Source organism: Pseudomonas asgharzadehiana, assembly GCF_019139815.1.
Classification (GTDB): Bacteria; Pseudomonadota; Gammaproteobacteria; order Pseudomonadales; family Pseudomonadaceae; genus Aquipseudomonas; species Aquipseudomonas asgharzadehiana.
Genome location: NZ_CP077079.1, coordinates 1642134 through 1659178 on the forward strand (window position 1 = coordinate 1642134; position 17045 = coordinate 1659178).

General features: G+C 60.1%; 13 protein-coding genes and 1 pseudogene. 5 read left to right on the forward strand and 9 right to left on the reverse strand.

The window, feature by feature from the left end:
• Nucleotides 1-105: 105 nt before the first annotated feature.
• Entirely contained in the window at nucleotides 106-1233 is a 1128-nt protein-coding gene (locus KSS96_RS07540) for a branched-chain amino acid ABC transporter substrate-binding protein (RefSeq protein ID WP_017530445.1), read from the reverse strand.
• Between the two features lie 341 nt (nucleotides 1234-1574).
• Between KSS96_RS07540 and KSS96_RS07545 the strand changes: the two genes are divergently transcribed.
• A complete protein-coding gene (locus tag KSS96_RS07545; RefSeq protein WP_010212359.1) occupies nucleotides 1575-1877 on the forward strand; it encodes a DUF2288 domain-containing protein in 303 nt (100 codons plus the stop codon).
• Nucleotides 1878-2182: 305 nt separating this feature from the next.
• Here the strand turns inward: KSS96_RS07545 and KSS96_RS07550 are convergent, their stop codons facing one another.
• The 3 genes from KSS96_RS07550 to KSS96_RS07560 form a co-directional block, all read right to left on the reverse strand.
• The gene (locus KSS96_RS07550) at nucleotides 2183-4369 is read right to left on the reverse strand and encodes a hypothetical protein (RefSeq protein ID WP_017530447.1); all 2187 of its coding nucleotides are present in this window, start codon (nucleotides 4367-4369) and stop codon (nucleotides 2183-2185) included.
• A 203-nt stretch (nucleotides 4370-4572) separates the two neighbouring features.
• Complete coding sequence (locus tag KSS96_RS07555) at nucleotides 4573-6834, reverse strand: putative bifunctional diguanylate cyclase/phosphodiesterase (protein WP_068935515.1); 2262 nt, start codon at nucleotides 6832-6834, stop codon at nucleotides 4573-4575.
• A 139-nt stretch (nucleotides 6835-6973) separates the two neighbouring features.
• Nucleotides 6974-7339: a YkgJ family cysteine cluster protein gene (locus KSS96_RS07560; protein ID WP_065877134.1), complete on the reverse strand. Its 366-nt coding sequence runs from the start codon at nucleotides 7337-7339 to the stop codon at nucleotides 6974-6976.
• A gap of 251 nt (nucleotides 7340-7590) precedes the next feature.
• Between KSS96_RS07560 and KSS96_RS07565 the strand changes: the two genes are divergently transcribed.
• On the forward strand, nucleotides 7591-8937 hold the full coding sequence (locus KSS96_RS07565; RefSeq protein ID WP_017530450.1) for a spinster family MFS transporter: 1347 nt from the start codon (nucleotides 7591-7593) through the stop codon (nucleotides 8935-8937).
• Between the two features lie 136 nt (nucleotides 8938-9073).
• On the opposite strand, the gene rapA is transcribed toward KSS96_RS07565, so the two are convergent.
• Nucleotides 9074-11920: an RNA polymerase-associated protein RapA gene (rapA, locus tag KSS96_RS07570; protein WP_017530451.1), complete on the reverse strand. Its 2847-nt coding sequence runs from the start codon at nucleotides 11918-11920 to the stop codon at nucleotides 9074-9076.
• A gap of 219 nt (nucleotides 11921-12139) precedes the next feature.
• Between rapA and KSS96_RS07575 the strand changes: the two genes are divergently transcribed.
• The gene (locus KSS96_RS07575) at nucleotides 12140-12481 is read left to right on the forward strand and encodes a hypothetical protein (RefSeq protein ID WP_017530452.1); all 342 of its coding nucleotides are present in this window, start codon (nucleotides 12140-12142) and stop codon (nucleotides 12479-12481) included.
• Here the strand turns inward: KSS96_RS07575 and KSS96_RS07580 are convergent.
• The 3 genes and pseudogenes from KSS96_RS07580 to KSS96_RS07590 all read right to left on the reverse strand — a co-directional run bounded on the left by KSS96_RS07580 (nucleotide 12478) and on the right by KSS96_RS07590 (nucleotide 14824).
• Nucleotides 12478-13659 carry an aminotransferase class V-fold PLP-dependent enzyme gene (locus KSS96_RS07580; protein WP_017530453.1) on the reverse strand — a complete coding sequence of 394 codons (1182 nt, stop codon included), beginning with the start codon at nucleotides 13657-13659 and terminating at the stop codon, nucleotides 12478-12480. The two genes, KSS96_RS07575 and KSS96_RS07580, sit on opposite strands and share 4 nt — an antisense overlap.
• A pseudogene (locus tag KSS96_RS07585) lies at nucleotides 13656-13847 on the reverse strand (RidA family protein); the annotation flags it as partial. The pseudogene KSS96_RS07585 and the gene KSS96_RS07580, both read right to left, overlap by 4 nt.
• Before the next feature lie 104 nt (nucleotides 13848-13951).
• Nucleotides 13952-14824 carry a LysR substrate-binding domain-containing protein gene (locus KSS96_RS07590; protein ID WP_217855957.1) on the reverse strand — a complete coding sequence of 291 codons (873 nt, stop codon included), beginning with the start codon at nucleotides 14822-14824 and terminating at the stop codon, nucleotides 13952-13954.
• Between the two features lie 4 nt (nucleotides 14825-14828).
• On the opposite strand from KSS96_RS07590, the gene KSS96_RS07595 reads away from it, so the two are divergent.
• Together KSS96_RS07595 and ccoM are read left to right on the forward strand one after the other, a co-directional pair.
• Nucleotides 14829-15119, forward strand: a complete 291-nt coding sequence (locus KSS96_RS07595) for a hypothetical protein (RefSeq protein WP_135196484.1) — start codon at nucleotides 14829-14831, stop codon at nucleotides 15117-15119.
• Nucleotides 15120-15264: 145 nt separating this feature from the next.
• A complete protein-coding gene (gene ccoM, locus KSS96_RS28130) occupies nucleotides 15265-15381 on the forward strand; it encodes a cytochrome c oxidase subunit CcoM (RefSeq protein ID WP_017530457.1) in 117 nt (38 codons plus the stop codon).
• Nucleotides 15382-15564: 183 nt separating this feature from the next.
• Here the strand turns inward: ccoM and KSS96_RS07600 are convergent, their stop codons facing one another.
• Nucleotides 15565-17040: an inorganic phosphate transporter gene (locus tag KSS96_RS07600; RefSeq protein WP_017530458.1), complete on the reverse strand. Its 1476-nt coding sequence runs from the start codon at nucleotides 17038-17040 to the stop codon at nucleotides 15565-15567.
• Nucleotides 17041-17045 lie beyond the last annotated feature (5 nt).

Genomic DNA, 17045 nt, shown 5'->3' on the forward strand with positions numbered 1-17045 from the left:
TTTTCAGGTGAGCCAGCGCCCGGATCGCGGGTGACAGGCCCATAAACCTCGTAAAACAAAGCCCACTGCTTTCACAGTGGGCTTGTAGGGCCAGTAACGCCTGGCTTACTGAGGGGAAACTTCGGTTTTAGGTTTGCCGAAGTGCCATTCGTAGACCACGAACTTGAAGTCCTTCAGGTCGCCCTTGGCGTCGAAGCTCAGGTCGCCGGTTGGGGTCTTGAAGGTACCGGCGTGAATGGCTTCGGCCACTTTGGCGGTGTCTTCGCTCTTGGCTGCCTTGATACCACCGGCGATGACTTCAATGGCCGAGTAGGCCGGGAATACGAACGGACCGGTTGGGTCCTGCTTGTTCTTGGCGAACTCTTCAACGATGGCTTTGTTGGCAGGGTCGGTGTCGAAGGACTTCGGCAGGGTGACCAGCAGGCCTTCGGAGGCGTCTTGGGCGATTTGCGAGATGGAGTCGTTGCCGACGCCCTCTGGGCCCATGAACTTGGCGTTCAGGCCTTTTTCCTTGGACTGGCGCAGGATCAGGCCCAGCTCTGGGTGGTAGCCGCCGTAGTAGACGAAGTCGACGTTGGCTTGCTTGAGTTTCTGGATGATCGAGGAGAAGTCCTTGTCACCGGCGTTCAGGCCTTCGAAGACGGCAACCTTCACGCCTTTCTTCTCAAGGGTCTGCTTGACGGCGGTGGCGATACCTTCACCGTATTGCTGTTTGTCGTGCAGCACGGCAACGATTTTCGGCTTCACATGGTCGGCGATGTAGTTGCCGGCCGCCGGGCCCTGGGCGCTGTCGAGGCCGATGGTACGGAAGATCAGCTTGTAGCCACGGGAAGTAATCTCCGGGCTGGTAGCGGCAGGAGTAATCATGATGACGCCTTCGTCTTCATAAATATCCGACGCGGGCTGAGTGGAGCTGGAGCAGAGGTGACCGACCACGAACTTGACGCCGTCGTTGACCACTTTGTTGGCCACGGCAACGGCTTGTTTAGGATCGCAAGCGTCGTCGTATTCCTTGGCTTCAAGCATCTTGCCGTCAACGCCGCCCTTGGCGTTGATGTCGGCGATGGCTTGTTTGGCACCCATGAACTGCATGTCACCGTATTGCGTTACAGGACCGGTCTTGGGGCCGGCGATGCCGATCTTGATGGTGTCAGCTGCGAACGAATGGCCGGCAACCCCAGCCAGGACCATAGCGGCAAACAGTTTGGAAATCTGCTTAGTAGCCTTATTCATAGTGCTCCACTCTTACTGTTGTATTTTTTATAGTTCTAGCGGCCTCGTGAGCTGCTGAACCGGATCAGATATCTCGGATATCCCCCCGGCAGTGCCCTGGCAACTGTACCGGTACAGTGTAGAGCGCCGGTTGATCGCTTGAAAAGCTGGCTGCTGGGGGCAAAACCCGGGTGTGTCGCATAAATGAAAGAAAGAGACAGAATAGCGGCGGGGTGGTGCCAGACTTTCGGGCAATCCTTGGCGTTCCTGACACTTTCTCTCGATGACTCATTTGCAACTGGGTTTTTCTACCTGGGCTGCGACGTTATGATTGCGCCGATTTTTTCCCAAGGTGGATTCCCATGACGCAAGAACCTAGCACCCTCTATGCCAAGCTGCTCGGTGAAACCGCCGAAATTTCCTGGAAGGAGCTTGAACCGTTCTTTGCCAAGGGTGCCCTATTGTGGGTCGACGCCGGTCTGGATTTGATCGAGGCAGCCGAAGGAATGGCCGAGGATAACCGCGACAAAGTCGCCGCCTGGCTGGCCGCCGGGAGCCTTGGCGAAGTGTCTGCCACGCGGGCATTGGACCTGGTTGAGCGCGATCCGAGCCTGTGGGCGGTGGTGGTTTCGCCGTGGATTCTGATCCAGGAAAGGGCAGTGTAAGAAAAGTCCGCACGAAAAAGGTGCGTGATCCTGGTGCGGCAAGTGTGTAGCGGAGTAACCGCCGAGCCGGTGATGGCACCTTGCCGTAGAGAAAGGTCACAGGTCAGGGTGACGTAAACGTCACGGGAACAGTTACAAGAGCGGCCGAGACGGCGGGCAATTGTTTCCAAGTATTCCAGGCTGAGAAAATCAGTTGCCGGGTCTAGCGCCCGTTCGCGAACAAGCCCGCGCCCCCACATGACCGAATCTCAGCACACATGCGGTCAGGTAGGGGCGCGGGCTTGCTCGCGAACGGGCGCCTTGGTCTAAGCGGTCTTGCCCGTATGGTTATTCAGCGAAATAACCTTGGTCTTGCCGATGCGATGACGGTAAATCTCGCGCAGGTACTTAATCGCCTTCTTCACGCAATCGCGTGACAGGCGAATGTCATTGATCGACACAAACTTGTCTTTGTCGTTGATAAGCTCGCGGTACTTCTTCTCATACATCGGCTTGATCGCATACCAGTTGGTGTCGAGGATCTTGGCCGGGTTCTCGAATTCGTTGAGCAACTCGTCGATGCGGTCTTCATCGAAGTCCTCATGGATGATGAAGTCCAGGATCGAGTTGTCCAGCGTATCGTCGAAGCGGTACGGGTTACGGGCGAAGCAGCGCTTGATAAAGGCCACGATCAGCGTCAGGAAATCATCCGACAGGCAGGGGCTTTTGGCGATCAGGGTGGTCAGCGAAAGGTTGGCCGACGCGCCGATCACCAGCGCGTAACGTTTGAGCGTGGTGTTGGGGAACAGGCTGTTGAGGTGGGTCTTGAGCCGGTTCAGGTCCATATAGGACAGCTTGTAGTCCTTGGGCAGCGAGACGATGGACACCACCGACGAGCAGTTCTTGAAGAAGTGCAGGTCGTGCAGCGCCGCCGCGTCGTAGCCGGAGTTCTTGTACTGCTCCAGAGACGCCTTGTAACGCTTGGATTCGATCGGCAACAGGCTGATGCCTTCGATGGCTTGGGTGACCTTGTTGAAGTGCGGCAAGTCGATGGAGCGGAAGAACAGGTCGTCGATGTTCAGGCGCTGCGGCTCTTTTTCGAACACTTTGAACTTGTCATTCGACGGCGCCGGGGTTTCCGGGACGACGGATTCGGCGTAGGCAATTGCCACCGGGCCCGCCAGGCTCATAAACAGGTCGTTGGCATCCAGGCGGATGGTTTCGCCGATGTCGATGCCGGCGCGACGGAAGTAGTTCTGGTCGTAGTCGGTGGTCACGGCCTGGGCGGTGAGAATGTTGAAGATCTGTTGGGAGATGTACTGGTTGGCGTGTTTTTCCATGGCATTGACGTCAATGTTCTGGATGTTGCCGTCATCGCTCTCTTCGGCGTACCGCATGATGTCGTTGGAAATCAGCATCATCGCGTTCCACGGGCGGATACGGCCTTTCACGCTGGCTTCGCTGCTGTCTTCATTGGCGAAGTTGTACGAGAAGTCCCATTCCTCCGACAGGTACTTGCACAGCAGTCGCCCGGCGTTGATGTGCAGCGCCTCGGACATTTCACTGCGGTGATCGGAAATATTCGGCAGCACGCAGATGCCGCTGGTAAAGATCGGCTCGAACACAAATGCGTGGCCGCTCTTGCTGTCGTGCTCGTCGGCGGGCTTGGTGTCGAACGTTTTGTTCATGTACGAGTGCTGCTGGGCCAGGCCGAACTCCGAGGCCATGCCCGAGCCGGTACCGCCGCCGGCGCTGAAAATCGAAAAATACAGGCGCGACTGGTTGGCCTTGATGCCGCACGAGTCGATCAGGTACGAGTGGATCATCTTCCAGTCGGGGCTGGAGAAGCGCTGGGTGTCTTTGTTGAGGATGATCTTGGCCAGGTACTGGCCGAGGATCGGCGCGTTACCGGCGCCGCCGGCATGGACTTCGGAGAGGTCCATGATTTTCATCTTGCTGTAGTCGCGCAGGAACCCGCTTTTTTCGCCCTTGCGCGAAAAGCGGATGCGCCCGGCAATGTCTTTGTCCAGGTCGCCCAGCATCACCAGTGGCTCCACCAGGAACACCGGTTTGCTGGGTTTGCCGCCGCCCAGGCGCAGGTTATTGCGGATCCACTGGGTGGGGCTGTAGCCCTGGGTCTTTTTAAATTGAAGTTTGTCTTCGTTACTGAATTCGTTCAGGTAGAACTTGCGCGCGTTATAGACCAACTCCGCCACGTCCAGCGCAATGTTGGAACCGCAGCGGCCCAGGCCGATCAGGCACACCGAGGGAAATTCCTGTTCGCTGCGCGGATCGCTGTCGCCTTCAAGATGGGGCGGGCGCGGGAACACCATGTCGCGCAGGCCGTCGAGGTTGTCGAGGATGCGGTCAGTATTGGTTTCGGTGAAGTACAGGTACTGCTGGGTGGCCAGCGGGCGTGTGGTGCTCAATGACTTTGAACCTGAGGGTTTGTCCGCAGGAGCTGTGGGCAACACGTCGGATACCACGGTGGCAGGGTTATTTTTAGAAGTCATTGTGCGCCATGTGCCTGGGCGGATGGCTGAAAAGAATCAAATGGCCATCACGGAATGGGTGTTCGCGACTTTGCAGTGCGTCCTTGTCCGGCGTGTTCGGGCGTGTCCCTGTGTTCTCAAGGAAAACCTGGCCGGACTCTGATGAATCGGCCGTTTGTCGGCGATCTTTAGCTAACTGATGGCGAAATGCCAAAGTTTGGGCGTCAGCGTATTGGCCGGACGATGAAAGCACCGCTTCGACCAGGGGCTGGCTCGTTTGGCGAACGCGCCTTTTGGGCACCCGCCGTAGCGAGCGAACGAAGCGGGTTGTGTCTGTCGATGCCTTGCATTACGCCAATGATGTCACTGACGGGCACCGCCGGGCTCAGTAGATAGCCTTGAATGAAATCACAGCCGTGGTCATGCAATAGCTCGAATTGGGCCTGGGTTTCCACGCCCTCGGTCACGACCCGCAAGTGCAGGGTGTGGGCGATGCCGATAATCGCCTGGACGATCTCGAGGTCAGCGCTCGACTTGGGAATGTCTTGGATAAACGATCGATCGATCTTCAACATGTTGAGCGGAAGGCGCTTGAGGTAGGCGAGCGAGGAGTAACCGGTACCAAAGTCATCGATGGCCAGCGACACGCCCAGGGCGCGGAGTTGGCGCAGCAACGCGAGGGTGCTGCTGATATTTCCCATCAGGGCGTTTTCAGTGACTTCCAGTTCCAGGCGGTTTGCAGCGATCCCGCTGAAGCGCAGGGCATCTTCGATTTCGTCCGCCAGTTCATCACGGGCCAGGTTCAGGGCCGAGCAATTTATGGCCATCGTCAGTTCGGTGTAACCCTTGTCGGAGAGCAGGCTCAAGTCATGACAGGCCTGGCGCAGGACCCAGTGATCCAGTTCAGCGATCAACCCATTGCTTTCGGCGATGCCGATAAAGCGGTCCGGGGCCAGCAAACCATGCTGCGGGTGCTGCCAGCGCACTAAGGCTTCCAGGCGCGTTACCTTGCCCAGTTGCATGTCGAAGATCGGTTGGTAAAACAGCACCAGTTGTTTCTGGGTGTGCAGGGCACTGCGCAGCTCTTCTTCCAATTGCAGCTCGAGGAAGGCCCGGGTCTTCAGGTTGGAGCTGAAGAAATGCAAGCTGTTACGCCCGGCGTCTTTGGACTGGTACAGCGCCATGTCGGCGGTTTTGAGCAGTTCTTCGCAGGTCTGGCCGTCGTCGGGAAACAGGCTGATGCCAATACTGGTGGTCATCACCATGCGGCGGCCGGCCAGTTCGACCGGCTCTTTCATTTTTTGCAAAATGCGTTGAGCCAGGTGCCGGGCTTCGTCGCGGTGGTGAATGCTGATCAGGATGCAGAATTCATCGCCGCCAAACCGTGCGACTACGTCCGCATGGCTTCGCACAGAGCCTTTGATATGGCCGGCCAGTACGGTGAGCAGTTGGTCACCGGCGTCATGACCGAGGCTGTCGTTGATACGCTTGAAGTGGTCGATATCGAGGAAGATAACCGCCAGCATGCCACCTGAAACGGTTTTTTCCGCGATTTTCTCTGCAAAAATCTGGTTGAAGCCTCGGCGATTGAGCAAATCGGTCAGCGCGTCGTAATGCGCGACCTGTTGCAGTGAGACGCGGGCCTGGTCCAGTTCGCTGAGCAGCGTATTGACCCGACGCAGGTCGCGCTCCTTGTGTTGCAGCTTCTTGTCCGCCAGGGCCGCGCTGATGCTGCTGCCGATCACCAGCAGGGTGATCACCGCCACCGACAGGCCTAGTTGCGTGGGGTTATCGGCCAGGGGCAATGATAGGTCCGCCCCGTCCGGCACCAGCATCTGCATGGCGGCCATGCCGGTGAAATGCATGCTCAGAATGCCCGCGCCCAACACCAGGCTGGCGGCGTATTTGAGCAATTGATGAAACATGCCCGCGCCGGTGCGCAGGTAGCTCGACAACAATAGCGCGGCCAGGCTGGCCCCAATGGCGATAACCACTGAGGCGAAGAAGCGCCCGGTCTCAAAATACACCAGGGCCTGGGAGCGCATGGCCGACATACCGACGTAATGCATCAAGGCAATGCCCAGCCCCATCCACAGCGATGCCAGCAGGTATTGATGCAGCTGCAGGTTCGTATGGCTGAGGGTGCGCATGGCGAACAACGAGGCGATCAGGGCGATGACCAGCGAGGCGAACGTTGTGATCAATTCGTAATGAATGGCGATGGGCGCCTGGAAGGCCAGCATGCTGATGAAGTGGGTGGACCAGATACCGCCTGCCAGGCAGCTGGCACCGAGCCAGCGCCAGTGGCGACGGGCGGTGGGGTCTTCGACATGGCCGACCCGCTCAGCCATGTCCAGCGTGCCGAAGCCAGCTGCGCAGGCGACCAAATAAGCCAGCAGCACCAGAAAAGGGTTATGGCTGCAATTGAGCAATAAGTGCCCGTTTTCTGGAAGGTCGGTGAAAAAAATCAGCCCCAGCCATTCCATAGCACGCCCCGTCATAGCTCCCACGTCACTGCCTAGGGCGGTGACCTATGGGCTCGAGTATAGAAGCCGCGCGGGATTTTCCACGGATAATGGCACTTTGCTTTTAACTAATTTGGCATCGCATCCATAGCGTTCGCTGCTAAGCGCTGATGGGCAGGTCCAAATCGAATGGGGCTTGCAGCGGCGGCAGGCCGAATGCGGCGCGCGCGGCATCGCAATCGACGTTGTGTTCACCCTGGCTCCACGATGCATCGAATTCTCGGCAAGGGCTTGCGCGTTGCTCATAAATCGAGCAACGCGTGCCTTTGCCCACTTCGCCCTCAAGGCTGCAGCATCGTGCGGGTTTTTGGTCGGTGCCGATCATCGCCACGCGGGTGGGGTTGATCTGCACCACCAGGTCATCGGGCACGGTGCCGCCCGATGAGGCGCACTCGCCCCAGAAGAAAGACACACGAAAGTGTGAACAGCAGGCACCGCAACTCAGACACGGACTGGCTTCGGACATGGGCGTCATCAATAAAAAGTAAGGGAGGGGAACGACGGGAAGGCTCGCCATTCTATCCATGCCATGGCCATTAGGAAGGGGGGCACACACATATATTTTTGTCAGGAAAGTCCCGTAACGACGGGCGAAATTACGCCCTATCAGCCTTACGAATCATTACAGACAACCGTCGCGCGCCTGACTATGTTGCAGGTACCTGAGCAGGATGCATCGGGCATCGCAGCTCTCATAACAATAAAAGAGACGGACCCATGCAGAACTCGACCCAAGCGGCGAATGCCTGGCGCATTCTGTTCCTGCTGTTCCTCGCCAACCTGTTCAACTTCTTCGATCGCACCATCCCCGCGATCATCATCGAGCCAATCCGCATGGAGTGGCACCTGAGCGACTTCCAGCTCGGCATCATCGGCACCGCCTTCACCATCGTCTACGCCATCGCCGGGTTGCCGCTGGGGCGCATGGCCGACACCGGTTCGCGCAGCAAACTGATGGGGTGGGGCCTGTTTGCCTGGAGCGGGCTGACGGCGATCAACGGGCTCGTCGGCAGTTTCTGGAGTTTTTTGCTGGTGCGCATGGGCATTGGTATCGGCGAAGCCAGTTATGCGCCGGCCGCCAACTCGCTGATCGGCGATTTGTTCCCGGCGCACCGCCGGGCCCGGGCCATGGGGATTTTCATGCTGGGCCTGCCGCTGGGGCTGTTGTTGGCGTTCTTCACCATCGGCGCAATGGTCAAGGCGTTCGACAGCTGGCGTGCGCCGTTCTTTATTGCCGCGGTGCCGGGGCTGATCCTCGCGGTCTTCATGTTCTATATCAAGGAGCCCAAGCGCGGTGCGGCCGAAACCGTGCAAGTGTCCCAGGAACGCGTCGACCGCCCGATTCGCCGCGTCCTGGCGGTACCGACCTTCCTCTGGCTGGTGTTGGCGGGGCTGTGTTTTAACTTCGCCACCTATGCGTGCAATTCGTTTCTGGTGCCGATGCTGCAACGTTATTTCCTCATGCCGTTGCAGGACGCGGCGGTGGCCACTGGCGTCATCGTCGGCTTGACCGGCCTGGTGGGCCTGACCCTGGGCGGCTGGATTGCCGACAAGATCCATCAACGCATCGCCAATGGACGGCTGTTGTTCGCCGCGTTCAGCCTGATCATTTCCACCGTCACCACCGCTTGGGCCTTGCATGCCGGGCGCATCGAGATTGGTGTGTTCGTGGCTCTGTTCAGTGTGGGTTGGTTGTTCGCTTACAACTTCTATACCTGCGTGTACACGGCCATCCAGGATGTGGTTGAGCCACGCCTGCGGGCGACCGCGATGGCGTTGTTCTTTGCCGGGTTGTATTTGCTCGGCGGCGGCATGGGGCCGATCGTGGTGGGCGGCTTGTCCGATCACTTTGCCCATTCGGCGATGTACGCAGCGGGGGCTGAACAGATGACCGAGGCTTATAAAGCGGTGGGCCTGCACGACGCCATGTACCTGATCCCGGTGGCGCTGTTCTTGACCATGCTGTTTCTGTTCCAGGCCTCGCGCAGTTTTGTGCGCGATGCCAAGCGGATGAAAGAGGGGTTGAGTGCGGTTGAGGTGCCGGTTGCGGTGGCTACGGCCTGAGACAGTGGTGACGCTATCGGGAGCAAGCCCCCTCCCACATGGATACGCGGTCAAATGTGGGGGCTTGCTCCCGATGAGGCCCTCAAGGCCAATAAAAAGACCCGCATTGCGGGCCTTTTTTTGACTCAAATGCTGATCAACCCGCCACCAGCACCCGAATCGCTTCCAGTCGCAGCGCTGCCTTGTCGAGCATGGCCAGGCCTTGCTCGCGTTGGTGGCGCAGGGCAACCAGTTCGCTGTCACGCACGGTCGGGTTGACCGCTTGCAAGGCGCTCAGGCGTGCCAGCTCTTCGTCGGTGTCCGCTGCCAGGCGGCGCTTGGCCTCGGCCACGCGTTCGGCGTGGCGCGGGGTGATCTTCTCTTCACCGGCGTTGATGCGCGGGGTGAGTTGATCGCGTTGGGCCTGTACGAACTTGTTGGCGCTGGCGCGGGGCACGCTTTCGAGTTGGTCGTTCAAGGTTTCGAACGAGACGCGGCCGGAAAGGTCATTGCCGTTGGTGTCCAGCAGGCAGCGCAGCGCAGCCGGCGGCAGGTAGCGGCCCAGTTGCAGCGAGCGCGGCGCAACCACTTCGCTGACGTAGAGCAGTTCGAGCAATACGGTGCCCGGCTTGAGCGCCTTGTTCTTGATCAGCGCCACGGCGGTGTTGCCCATGGAGCCGGACAACACCAGGTCCATGCCGCCCTGCACCATCGGGTGTTCCCAGGTGATGAACTGCATGTCTTCGCGTGACAGCGCCTGGTTACGGTCGTAGGTGATGGTCACGCCTTCGTCGTCGCCCAGGGGGAAGCTGGCGTCGAGCATTTTTTCGCTCGGCTTGAGGATCAGTGCATTTTCCGAGTGGTCTTCGCTGTCGATGCCGAACGCGTCGAACAGGGTTTCCATATAGATCGGCAGGGCGAACTGATCGTCCTGCTCAAGGATGTCTTCGACCAGCGCATCGCCTTCACCCGCGCCGCCGGAATTAAGCTCCAGCAGGCGGTCGCGACCAGTGTGCAGTTCCTGCTCCAGGCGCTCACGCTCGGCGCGGGCTTCGTCGATCAGGGCTTGCCACTCGCCGTCGTCGGCGCTTTCCAGCAGCGGCAACAGGCGTGGCCCAAACTGATGCTGCAGGGCGTTGCCGGTCGGGCAGGTGTTGAGGAACGCATTCAGCGCTTCGTGGTACCACTGGAACAGGCGCTCTTGCGGGCTGGTTTCCAGGTACGGTACGTGCAATTCGATCACATGCTTCTGGCCGATCCGGTCCAGACGGCCGATGCGCTGTTCCAGCAGGTCGGGGTGCGACGGCAGGTCGAACAGCACCAAGTGGTGGGCGAACTGGAAGTTGCGACCTTCGCTGCCGATTTCCGAGCAGATCAGCACCTGGGCGCCGAATTCTTCATCGGCAAAGTAGGCCGCCGCGCGGTCGCGTTCGAGGATGTTCATGCCCTCGTGGAACACCGTGGCCGGGATGCCGGAACGCACGCGCAGGGCGTCTTCCAGGTCCATGGCGGTTTCGGCGTGGGCGCAGATCACCAGCACCTTGGTGCGCTTGAGCATTTTCAGCTGGTCGATCAGCCACTCCACCCGTGGGTCGAAGCGCCACCAGCGGTTTTCTTCCTCGATGTCCGGCTGCGATTGGAAGCTGACTTCCGGGTACAGCTCGGCGTGTTCGCCCAGTGGCAGTTCCAGGTATTCGTCCGGGTTCGGCAGCGGGTAGGCGTGCAGCTTGCGCTCGGGGAAGCCTTGCACGGCGGCGCGGGTATTGCGGAACAGCACGCGGCCGGTGCCGTGGCGGTCGAGCAGCTCACGCACCAGGCGTGCACCGGCTTCGGTGTCGCCATCGTTGACGGCGCTGAGCAGCGCTTCGCCTTCGTTGCCGAGGAAACCCTGGATGGTCTTGTGCGCCGCCGGTGACAGGCGGCCTTTGTCGAGCAGTTCCTGCACGGCTTCGGCCACCGGGCGATAGTTTTCGCTTTCGGCGCGGAAGGCTTGCAGGTCATGGAAACGGTTCGGATCCAACAGGCGCAGGCGCGCGAAGTGGCTGTCCTGGCCCAGTTGCTCCGGAGTAGCGGTGAGCAGCAGCACGCCAGGAATCACCTCGGCCAGTTGCTCCACCAGTGCGTATTCCGCGCTGGCCTTTTCTTCATGCCAGACCAGGTGGTGGGCCTCGTCGACTACCAGCAGGTCCCAGCCGGCGGCGAACAGCGCGTCCTGGGCCTTCTCATCGTCCACCAGCCATTCCAGGGCCACCAGGGCCAACTGGGTGTCTTCGAACGGGTTGGCGGCATCGCTTTCGATAAAGCGTTCTTCATCGAACAACGCAACCTGCAGGTTGAAGCGGCGGCGCATTTCCACCAGCCATTGGTGCTGCAGGTTTTCCGGTACCAGGATCAACACACGGTTGGCGCGGCCCGACAGCAACTGGCGGTGGATGACCAGGCCGGCTTCGATGGTCTTGCCCAGGCCCACTTCGTCGGCCAGCAACACCCGTGGCGCGATGCGGTCAGCCACTTCGCGGGCGATGTGCAGTTGGTGGGCAATAGGTTGCGCACGCACGCCACCCAGGCCCCACAGCGAGGACTGCAATTGGCGGCTGGTGTGCTCCAGAGTGTGGTAGCGCAGCGAGAACCAGGCCAGCGGGTCGATCTGCCCGGCGAACAGACGGTCGCTGGCCAGGCGGAACTGGATGAAGTTGGAGAGCTGGGTTTCCGGCAGGGTGACCTGCTCGTTCTGCCCGTTGAGGCCGTGGTAGACCAGCAAGCCGTCGACGTCGTCGACTTCCTGTACGGTCATTTTCCAGCCTTCGAAATGGGTGATGGAGTCGCCCGGCGAGAACCTCACGCGGGTCAGGGGCGCATTCCGTAGCGCATACTGGCGAGTGTCGCCAGTGGCCGGATAGAGCACGGTCAACAAGCGGCCGTCCTGTGCCAGAACGGTGCCTAACCCCAGCTCTGCTTCGCTGTCACTAATCCAGCGTTGCCCCGGTTGATACTGCTGCGCCATGCTGCCTGACTCCCGCCGTGAAAAAGCCGACTATCTTAACGGAACAAGGTCCTCAGCCAAAGGACTCTGACAAAAACTACTCCGTTTGAGGGCGGCGGCGAGCCGTGAATCGACAGGTGGCGGGCACTTGCGAGTGTCGACTGGGTCACAGGTTGGCGAACGGGTGTTCAAGTCGCCCTGTGTTGCGCCGACAGCCTGTTGATCAGGAGAAGAAAGATTATGTTGCCACCTATGCTGCCCGTGAGCGTTGTGCCGGTTACGTCACAACTCGACCCGGTCCGCCAGAAACCGGATATCCCGCCGGTGGTCCCCGTGCAAGCGGGCGCCAACGAAAGCACGATCGACCTGAAAAAGGGCGATGCCGAGCAGTCGACCTTTTTGCTGCGTGAAGAACAGCGCCGCCAGCAGGAACAACAGAAACGCCGGCGCGAAGCCGACGCGGACCCCGACCAGCACCTGGCGATCCCCGGCGACCTGCTCAACGCCGATAACACGGTACCCGTGGTGCCGCTGATCGAAGATGCACCGCGCCAGGGCTTGTGGGTGGACGTCGAGGTTTAACCGCGCAGTTCCCGCAGGCCAGCCATCAGCCGTTCGATGTCGTGATCGTTATTGAGGGGGCTGACGGAGATTCGCGCAATGCTGGGCAGGCCGCGCGCCTGCATATCCAGTGGGGTGTAGGCCACGCCGTTGGCACCGATATTGATCCGCTTCAAACCCAATTGTCGCTTCAGTTCAAAGGCGTCCCAACCTGCGAGGTTGAACGCGATCAAGCCGGATTGCTTCGCGCCCAGGTCATGCAGGCAAATGCCCGGAATCTCACACAGTGCTGCGCGGATTCGCGCGCTGGTTCGGGAGACGTGTTCCCACACGCGCTCAATCCCCAATCGATTCATCTCCTGCAGTGCATTGCCCAACCCCGCCAACAAGGCGAAAGACACCTCACTGGTTTCAAAACGCCGGGCGTCGTCGCGCAGGTCGAACCCCTGGGGGCTCCAGGGTGCCGAAAATACGTCGCGCTGAGCAGGGTTCAACCGCTGCAGGAAATCCGGGCGTACGTACAGCAATGCTGTGCCCCGAGGCCCGCGCAGGTGTTTGCGACCGGCTGACTTGAGCACATCGCAATGCAGCGCCTGCACATCCACGGGCACTTGGCCCACGGCTTGGCCGGCGTCGATGAAATAGGGGATGGCATGGCGCCTGGCCACTTCGCCGATGGCCTGCGCGGGGTTGATCAGGCCGCTGTTGGCCGGCAGCCAGGTGAGGTCGATCAGCTTTACGTGCGCGTCGATCATTGACGCCAGCGCCAGCGGGCAGGCCGCGCCGGTTTCATCGCAGGGGATCACTTCCACGCGCGCGCCCGCCTGCACGGCCAACTGCATGCTTGCCAGGTTGCCGCCCCATTCATGACGGCCCACCAGAATACGGTCGCCCGGCTGCCAGGGGCCCAAGGCCTGGAACGCCATATTCCAGGCGGCCGAACCGCTGCCGGCGAAGGCTACCGCGCGGGTGGGTGCGTTGAGCAATTGCGCGGCGGCACTGCGGGCGTTTTCCATCAGCACGGCGCCCTGTTCACCCGCCTCCATGGGGCCGTCGCGGGCTTCGCGTTGCAGTTGATCGATGATGGCATCGAGGGTTGCCTGGCTCGGTAGGGAGGCTCCGGCATGGTTGAAGTGCACGATGCCCGATTGGCAGCCGGGGGTGGCGGCCCGCAATTGCCGCACGTCGAGCGGGCTCATGGGCGCAGCTCGAAAATCGCGTCAACCTCCACCGCTACGCCGGCCGGCAGGCTGCAAACACCCACCGCCGTGCGCACATGGCGGCCCTTTTCACCGAGGACATTGACCAATAGGTTCGACGCACCGTTGGCCACCATACCTTGGCGCTGGAAATCGGCGCTGCTGGCGATAAACACGCCCAGGCGCAGGGAGTCGCTCATGATCTCAATCCTTCGGGTTCTAAAGGCGCGAGCATGTGGTGCTCGGGAGGCGGCGACAAACGGATAGAACTCACTCGACGTATCGAAATAACTCAAGCATCGCCGCAGGCTTGTTTCAACCACTGGCCAAAGCAGTCGGCCGCTTCGTTGGTGGCGCCTTGAGGGCTGATCAGCCAGTAGCCGATGTCGCTGTGGTAGGGCGGCCAGTCGAAAGCCTCGACCAGGCTGCCGTCCTGGAGCCGGCGCTCGATCAGGCGGTGACGCCCCATGGCAATGCCTTGGCCGGCCACGGCGGCTTCGACCACGATGTTGTAGTCGTGCAGCATCACGCGGGGGTGGAGTTGCAGGTCGACTTGATAATGCCGGGACCAATCCGTCCACTCGAACGGCCTGTGCGAGGTGGCCATCAACAGCGGTGCGTTGTGCGGTCGGCTGGCCTTGAACGCGGGGCTGCACACCGGTGAGATCACTTCCGGCATCAGTCGCGTGGCCTTTACATCGGGCCAACCGCCTTTGCCGTAACGAATGGCGAGGTCGACGTGCGCAGCGGCAACGTTGGCCAGTTGAATCGCCGGGAGCAGTTCCACCTGGATGTGCGGGTAGCGGCTGAGAAACCCGGCCAGGCGCGGGGCCAGCCACAGCGTGGCGAAGGACGCCAGCAGGCCGATGCGCAACACCGTGGTGCCGGGGGCTACCCGTTGCGCGCGGGTCGCGGCAGCGATGATGTCGAGGGCGGGACGGATTTCGTTGTAGTACTGCTGGCCATCGGCGGTCAGGTCGATGGCGCGGGTGCGTCGTACAAACATCGATTTGCCCAAGTATTGCTCAAGCTTGTGTACCTGATGGCTGAGGGCACTCTGGGTCACCGACAACTCATCCGCCGCCTTGATAAAGCTCAAGTGCCGGGCCACCGCCTCAAAGGCGCGCAGGGCCAGCAACGGCGGAAGGTCTTTGTGCAGTGCCACCTGAATGGGCTTCCTGGGTCGGGTCGAGAATGTCGATTTTGGGCGAGGGCCTGCCTTTTGTCTTGCGCTGATTTGCCGTCAGGCGGGAGAGGCCGCATTATTGGGCCATTCCCGCCACGACGTAAGCCAAGCCATGAGTGAAGACGACAAGTTGATTGACCTGAGTGCCGAACGCGCCAAGCGAGTTCATGACCTCAATGACAAGCGCCTGAATGAAGTTCGCCAAGCGTTTGAGCAGGCGATGCCCTTAGGGAAAGCCAAGAAAAAATCAAAAAACAAACCTAAAAAGCGTTGAACCCCCCCCTGCATCTATTGATGCAGGTCAGTTATTGCCCTTCTTTACGCCCTGTTGTGGGCGACATTGATCCTCGTCAATTTTCCAACCCGCCTTCTCCATTAACTTAGCCCTATCGCAACAGGGCAAGCACAGGAGGCCGGTCATGTTTATCGATAATGTGGTATTCGCCGGAGTGCTGACTGTAAGCCTCATGGTGCTGTTTTTTGTAGGGTTTGGATTTTTTATCTGGAAAGACGCGAACAAGCGTAAAAAACCATAGGTTTTTCCGGGTTACATGAGCACGCAAGGCATTTTGGGCGACTTCGGTCGCCTTTTTTTTGCCTGTTATTTGATACATGAAGCGGGGCGCGGGCTCCCGCAGTTGGACAATGGTGCGTTTGAAACACGCAATAAAAAAGGTGCGACCCTTGCGGATCGCACCTTTTTTTATTGCAGCGGACTATTAGCTGCCGAGCGCCTTTGATGCCAACCAGAACAACCCGGCCGACAGGCCAACGGTTGCCGGCAGCGTCAACACCCAAGCCATCAGGATGGTCTTGACCGTGCCGCCTTGCAGGCCGCTTTTGTTGGCAACCATGGTACCGGCCACGCCGGAAGACAGTACGTGGGTGGTGGATACCGGCAGGGCGAAGATGTTGGCAAAACCAATCATCGTCGCGGTGGTGATTTGCGCCGACATGCCCTGGGCATAGGTCATGCCCTGCTTGCCGATCTTCTCGCCGATGGTCAGGACCACGCGCTTCCAACCCACCATGGTGCCCAGGCCCAGGGCCAGTGCTACCGCAAGGATCACCCAGAACGGTGCGTACTCGGTGGTGGCGGTCAGGTCTTTGCGCAGCTTGTCCAGGTCAGCCTTCTCACGCGCTTCCAGGCCCGGCAGCTTGCCGACTTTCTTCGCGGTGTCATCCAGGCAGAGCAGGTAGCGGCGCACTTCGATACGCTGGTCGGAGGTCAACGAGTGGTAGTCGGAGACACCCTTTAACGTGCTGACGAGCGCATTGATGGTCGGCTCGGTCTGCTGCGGGTTGCACTGGAACTTGCCCGGCAGGTCATCCTTCACGCTTTTACCCAGTGCCAGGAATTCGCCGAGCGTGGCGTTATTGCGCTGGTAGAACTGGCTCAAATGCACGGTGGCGTCGCGGGTACGTTCGATCTGGTAGGTGGTGCTGCCCAGGTCGAGTACGAACTGGGCCGGCACGATACCGATCAGCACCAGCATGATCAGGCCGATACCTTTCTGGCCATCGTTGGAGCCGTGCACGAAGCTGACGGCCATGGCGGAGATCACCAGCACCAGGCGGTTCCAGAACGGCGGGTGCTTCTTGTCGTCGAGCTTGCGGCGCTGGTCCGGCGTCTTGTGCATTTTCGACAGCGGGCGCCACCACTTCAGGCCGATCAGCACCAGGGCTGCGACCAGGAAGCCGGCCATCGGCGAGAACACCAGGGAGGCGCCGATATCAATAGCCTTCTGCCAGTTCACACCGTCAGCCAAGGGGATATCGTTGATCAGGGCGTTGGCGAGGCCGACACCGAGGATTGAGCCGATCAGCGTGTGGGAGCTGGAAGCGGGGATACCGAAGTACCACGTGCCCAGGTTCCAGGTGATCGCCGCTGCCAACAACGAGAAGACCATGGCCAGACCGTGGCCGGTGTTCACGTTGATCAGCAACTCAACCGGCAGCAAGTGCACGATGGCGTAGGCGACACCGACACCACCGAGCAACACGCCGAGGAAGTTGAACACCCCGGAGAAGAACACGGCCAGATGCGGCGGCATGGCTTTGGTATAGATGACTGTGGCCACCGCGTTAGCGGTGTCATGAAAGCCATTGATGAACTCGAAGGCGAGGACAAAGGCCAGGGCGAGCAACAGGCTCACGAGAACCCAAGCATCCAGTCCGCTGAATAAATCGATCATGAAGG

Bases quoted from the DNA above. Each gene is read 5' to 3' on its own strand.
- KSS96_RS07540 (WP_017530445.1), bottom strand. From the start codon at position 1,233: ATGAATAAGGCTACTAAGCAGATTTCCAAACTGTTTGCCGCTATGGTC.
- KSS96_RS07545 (WP_010212359.1), top strand. From the start codon at position 1,575: ATGACGCAAGAACCTAGCACCCTCTATGCCAAGCTGCTCGGTGAAACC.
- KSS96_RS07550 (WP_017530447.1), bottom strand. From the start codon at position 4,369: ATGACTTCTAAAAATAACCCTGCCACCGTGGTATCCGACGTGTTGCCC.
- KSS96_RS07555 (WP_068935515.1), bottom strand. From the start codon at position 6,834: ATGGAATGGCTGGGGCTGATTTTTTTCACCGACCTTCCAGAAAACGGG.
- KSS96_RS07560 (WP_065877134.1), bottom strand. From the start codon at position 7,339: ATGTCCGAAGCCAGTCCGTGTCTGAGTTGCGGTGCCTGCTGTTCACAC.
- KSS96_RS07565 (WP_017530450.1), top strand. From the start codon at position 7,591: ATGCAGAACTCGACCCAAGCGGCGAATGCCTGGCGCATTCTGTTCCTG.
- rapA (WP_017530451.1), bottom strand. From the start codon at position 11,920: ATGGCGCAGCAGTATCAACCGGGGCAACGCTGGATTAGTGACAGCGAA.
- KSS96_RS07575 (WP_017530452.1), top strand. From the start codon at position 12,140: ATGTTGCCACCTATGCTGCCCGTGAGCGTTGTGCCGGTTACGTCACAA.
- KSS96_RS07580 (WP_017530453.1), bottom strand. From the start codon at position 13,659: ATGAGCCCGCTCGACGTGCGGCAATTGCGGGCCGCCACCCCCGGCTGC.
- KSS96_RS07595 (WP_135196484.1), top strand. From the start codon at position 14,829: ATGGGCTTCCTGGGTCGGGTCGAGAATGTCGATTTTGGGCGAGGGCCT.
- ccoM (WP_017530457.1), top strand. From the start codon at position 15,265: ATGTTTATCGATAATGTGGTATTCGCCGGAGTGCTGACTGTAAGCCTC.
- KSS96_RS07600 (WP_017530458.1), bottom strand. From the start codon at position 17,040: ATGATCGATTTATTCAGCGGACTGGATGCTTGGGTTCTCGTGAGCCTG.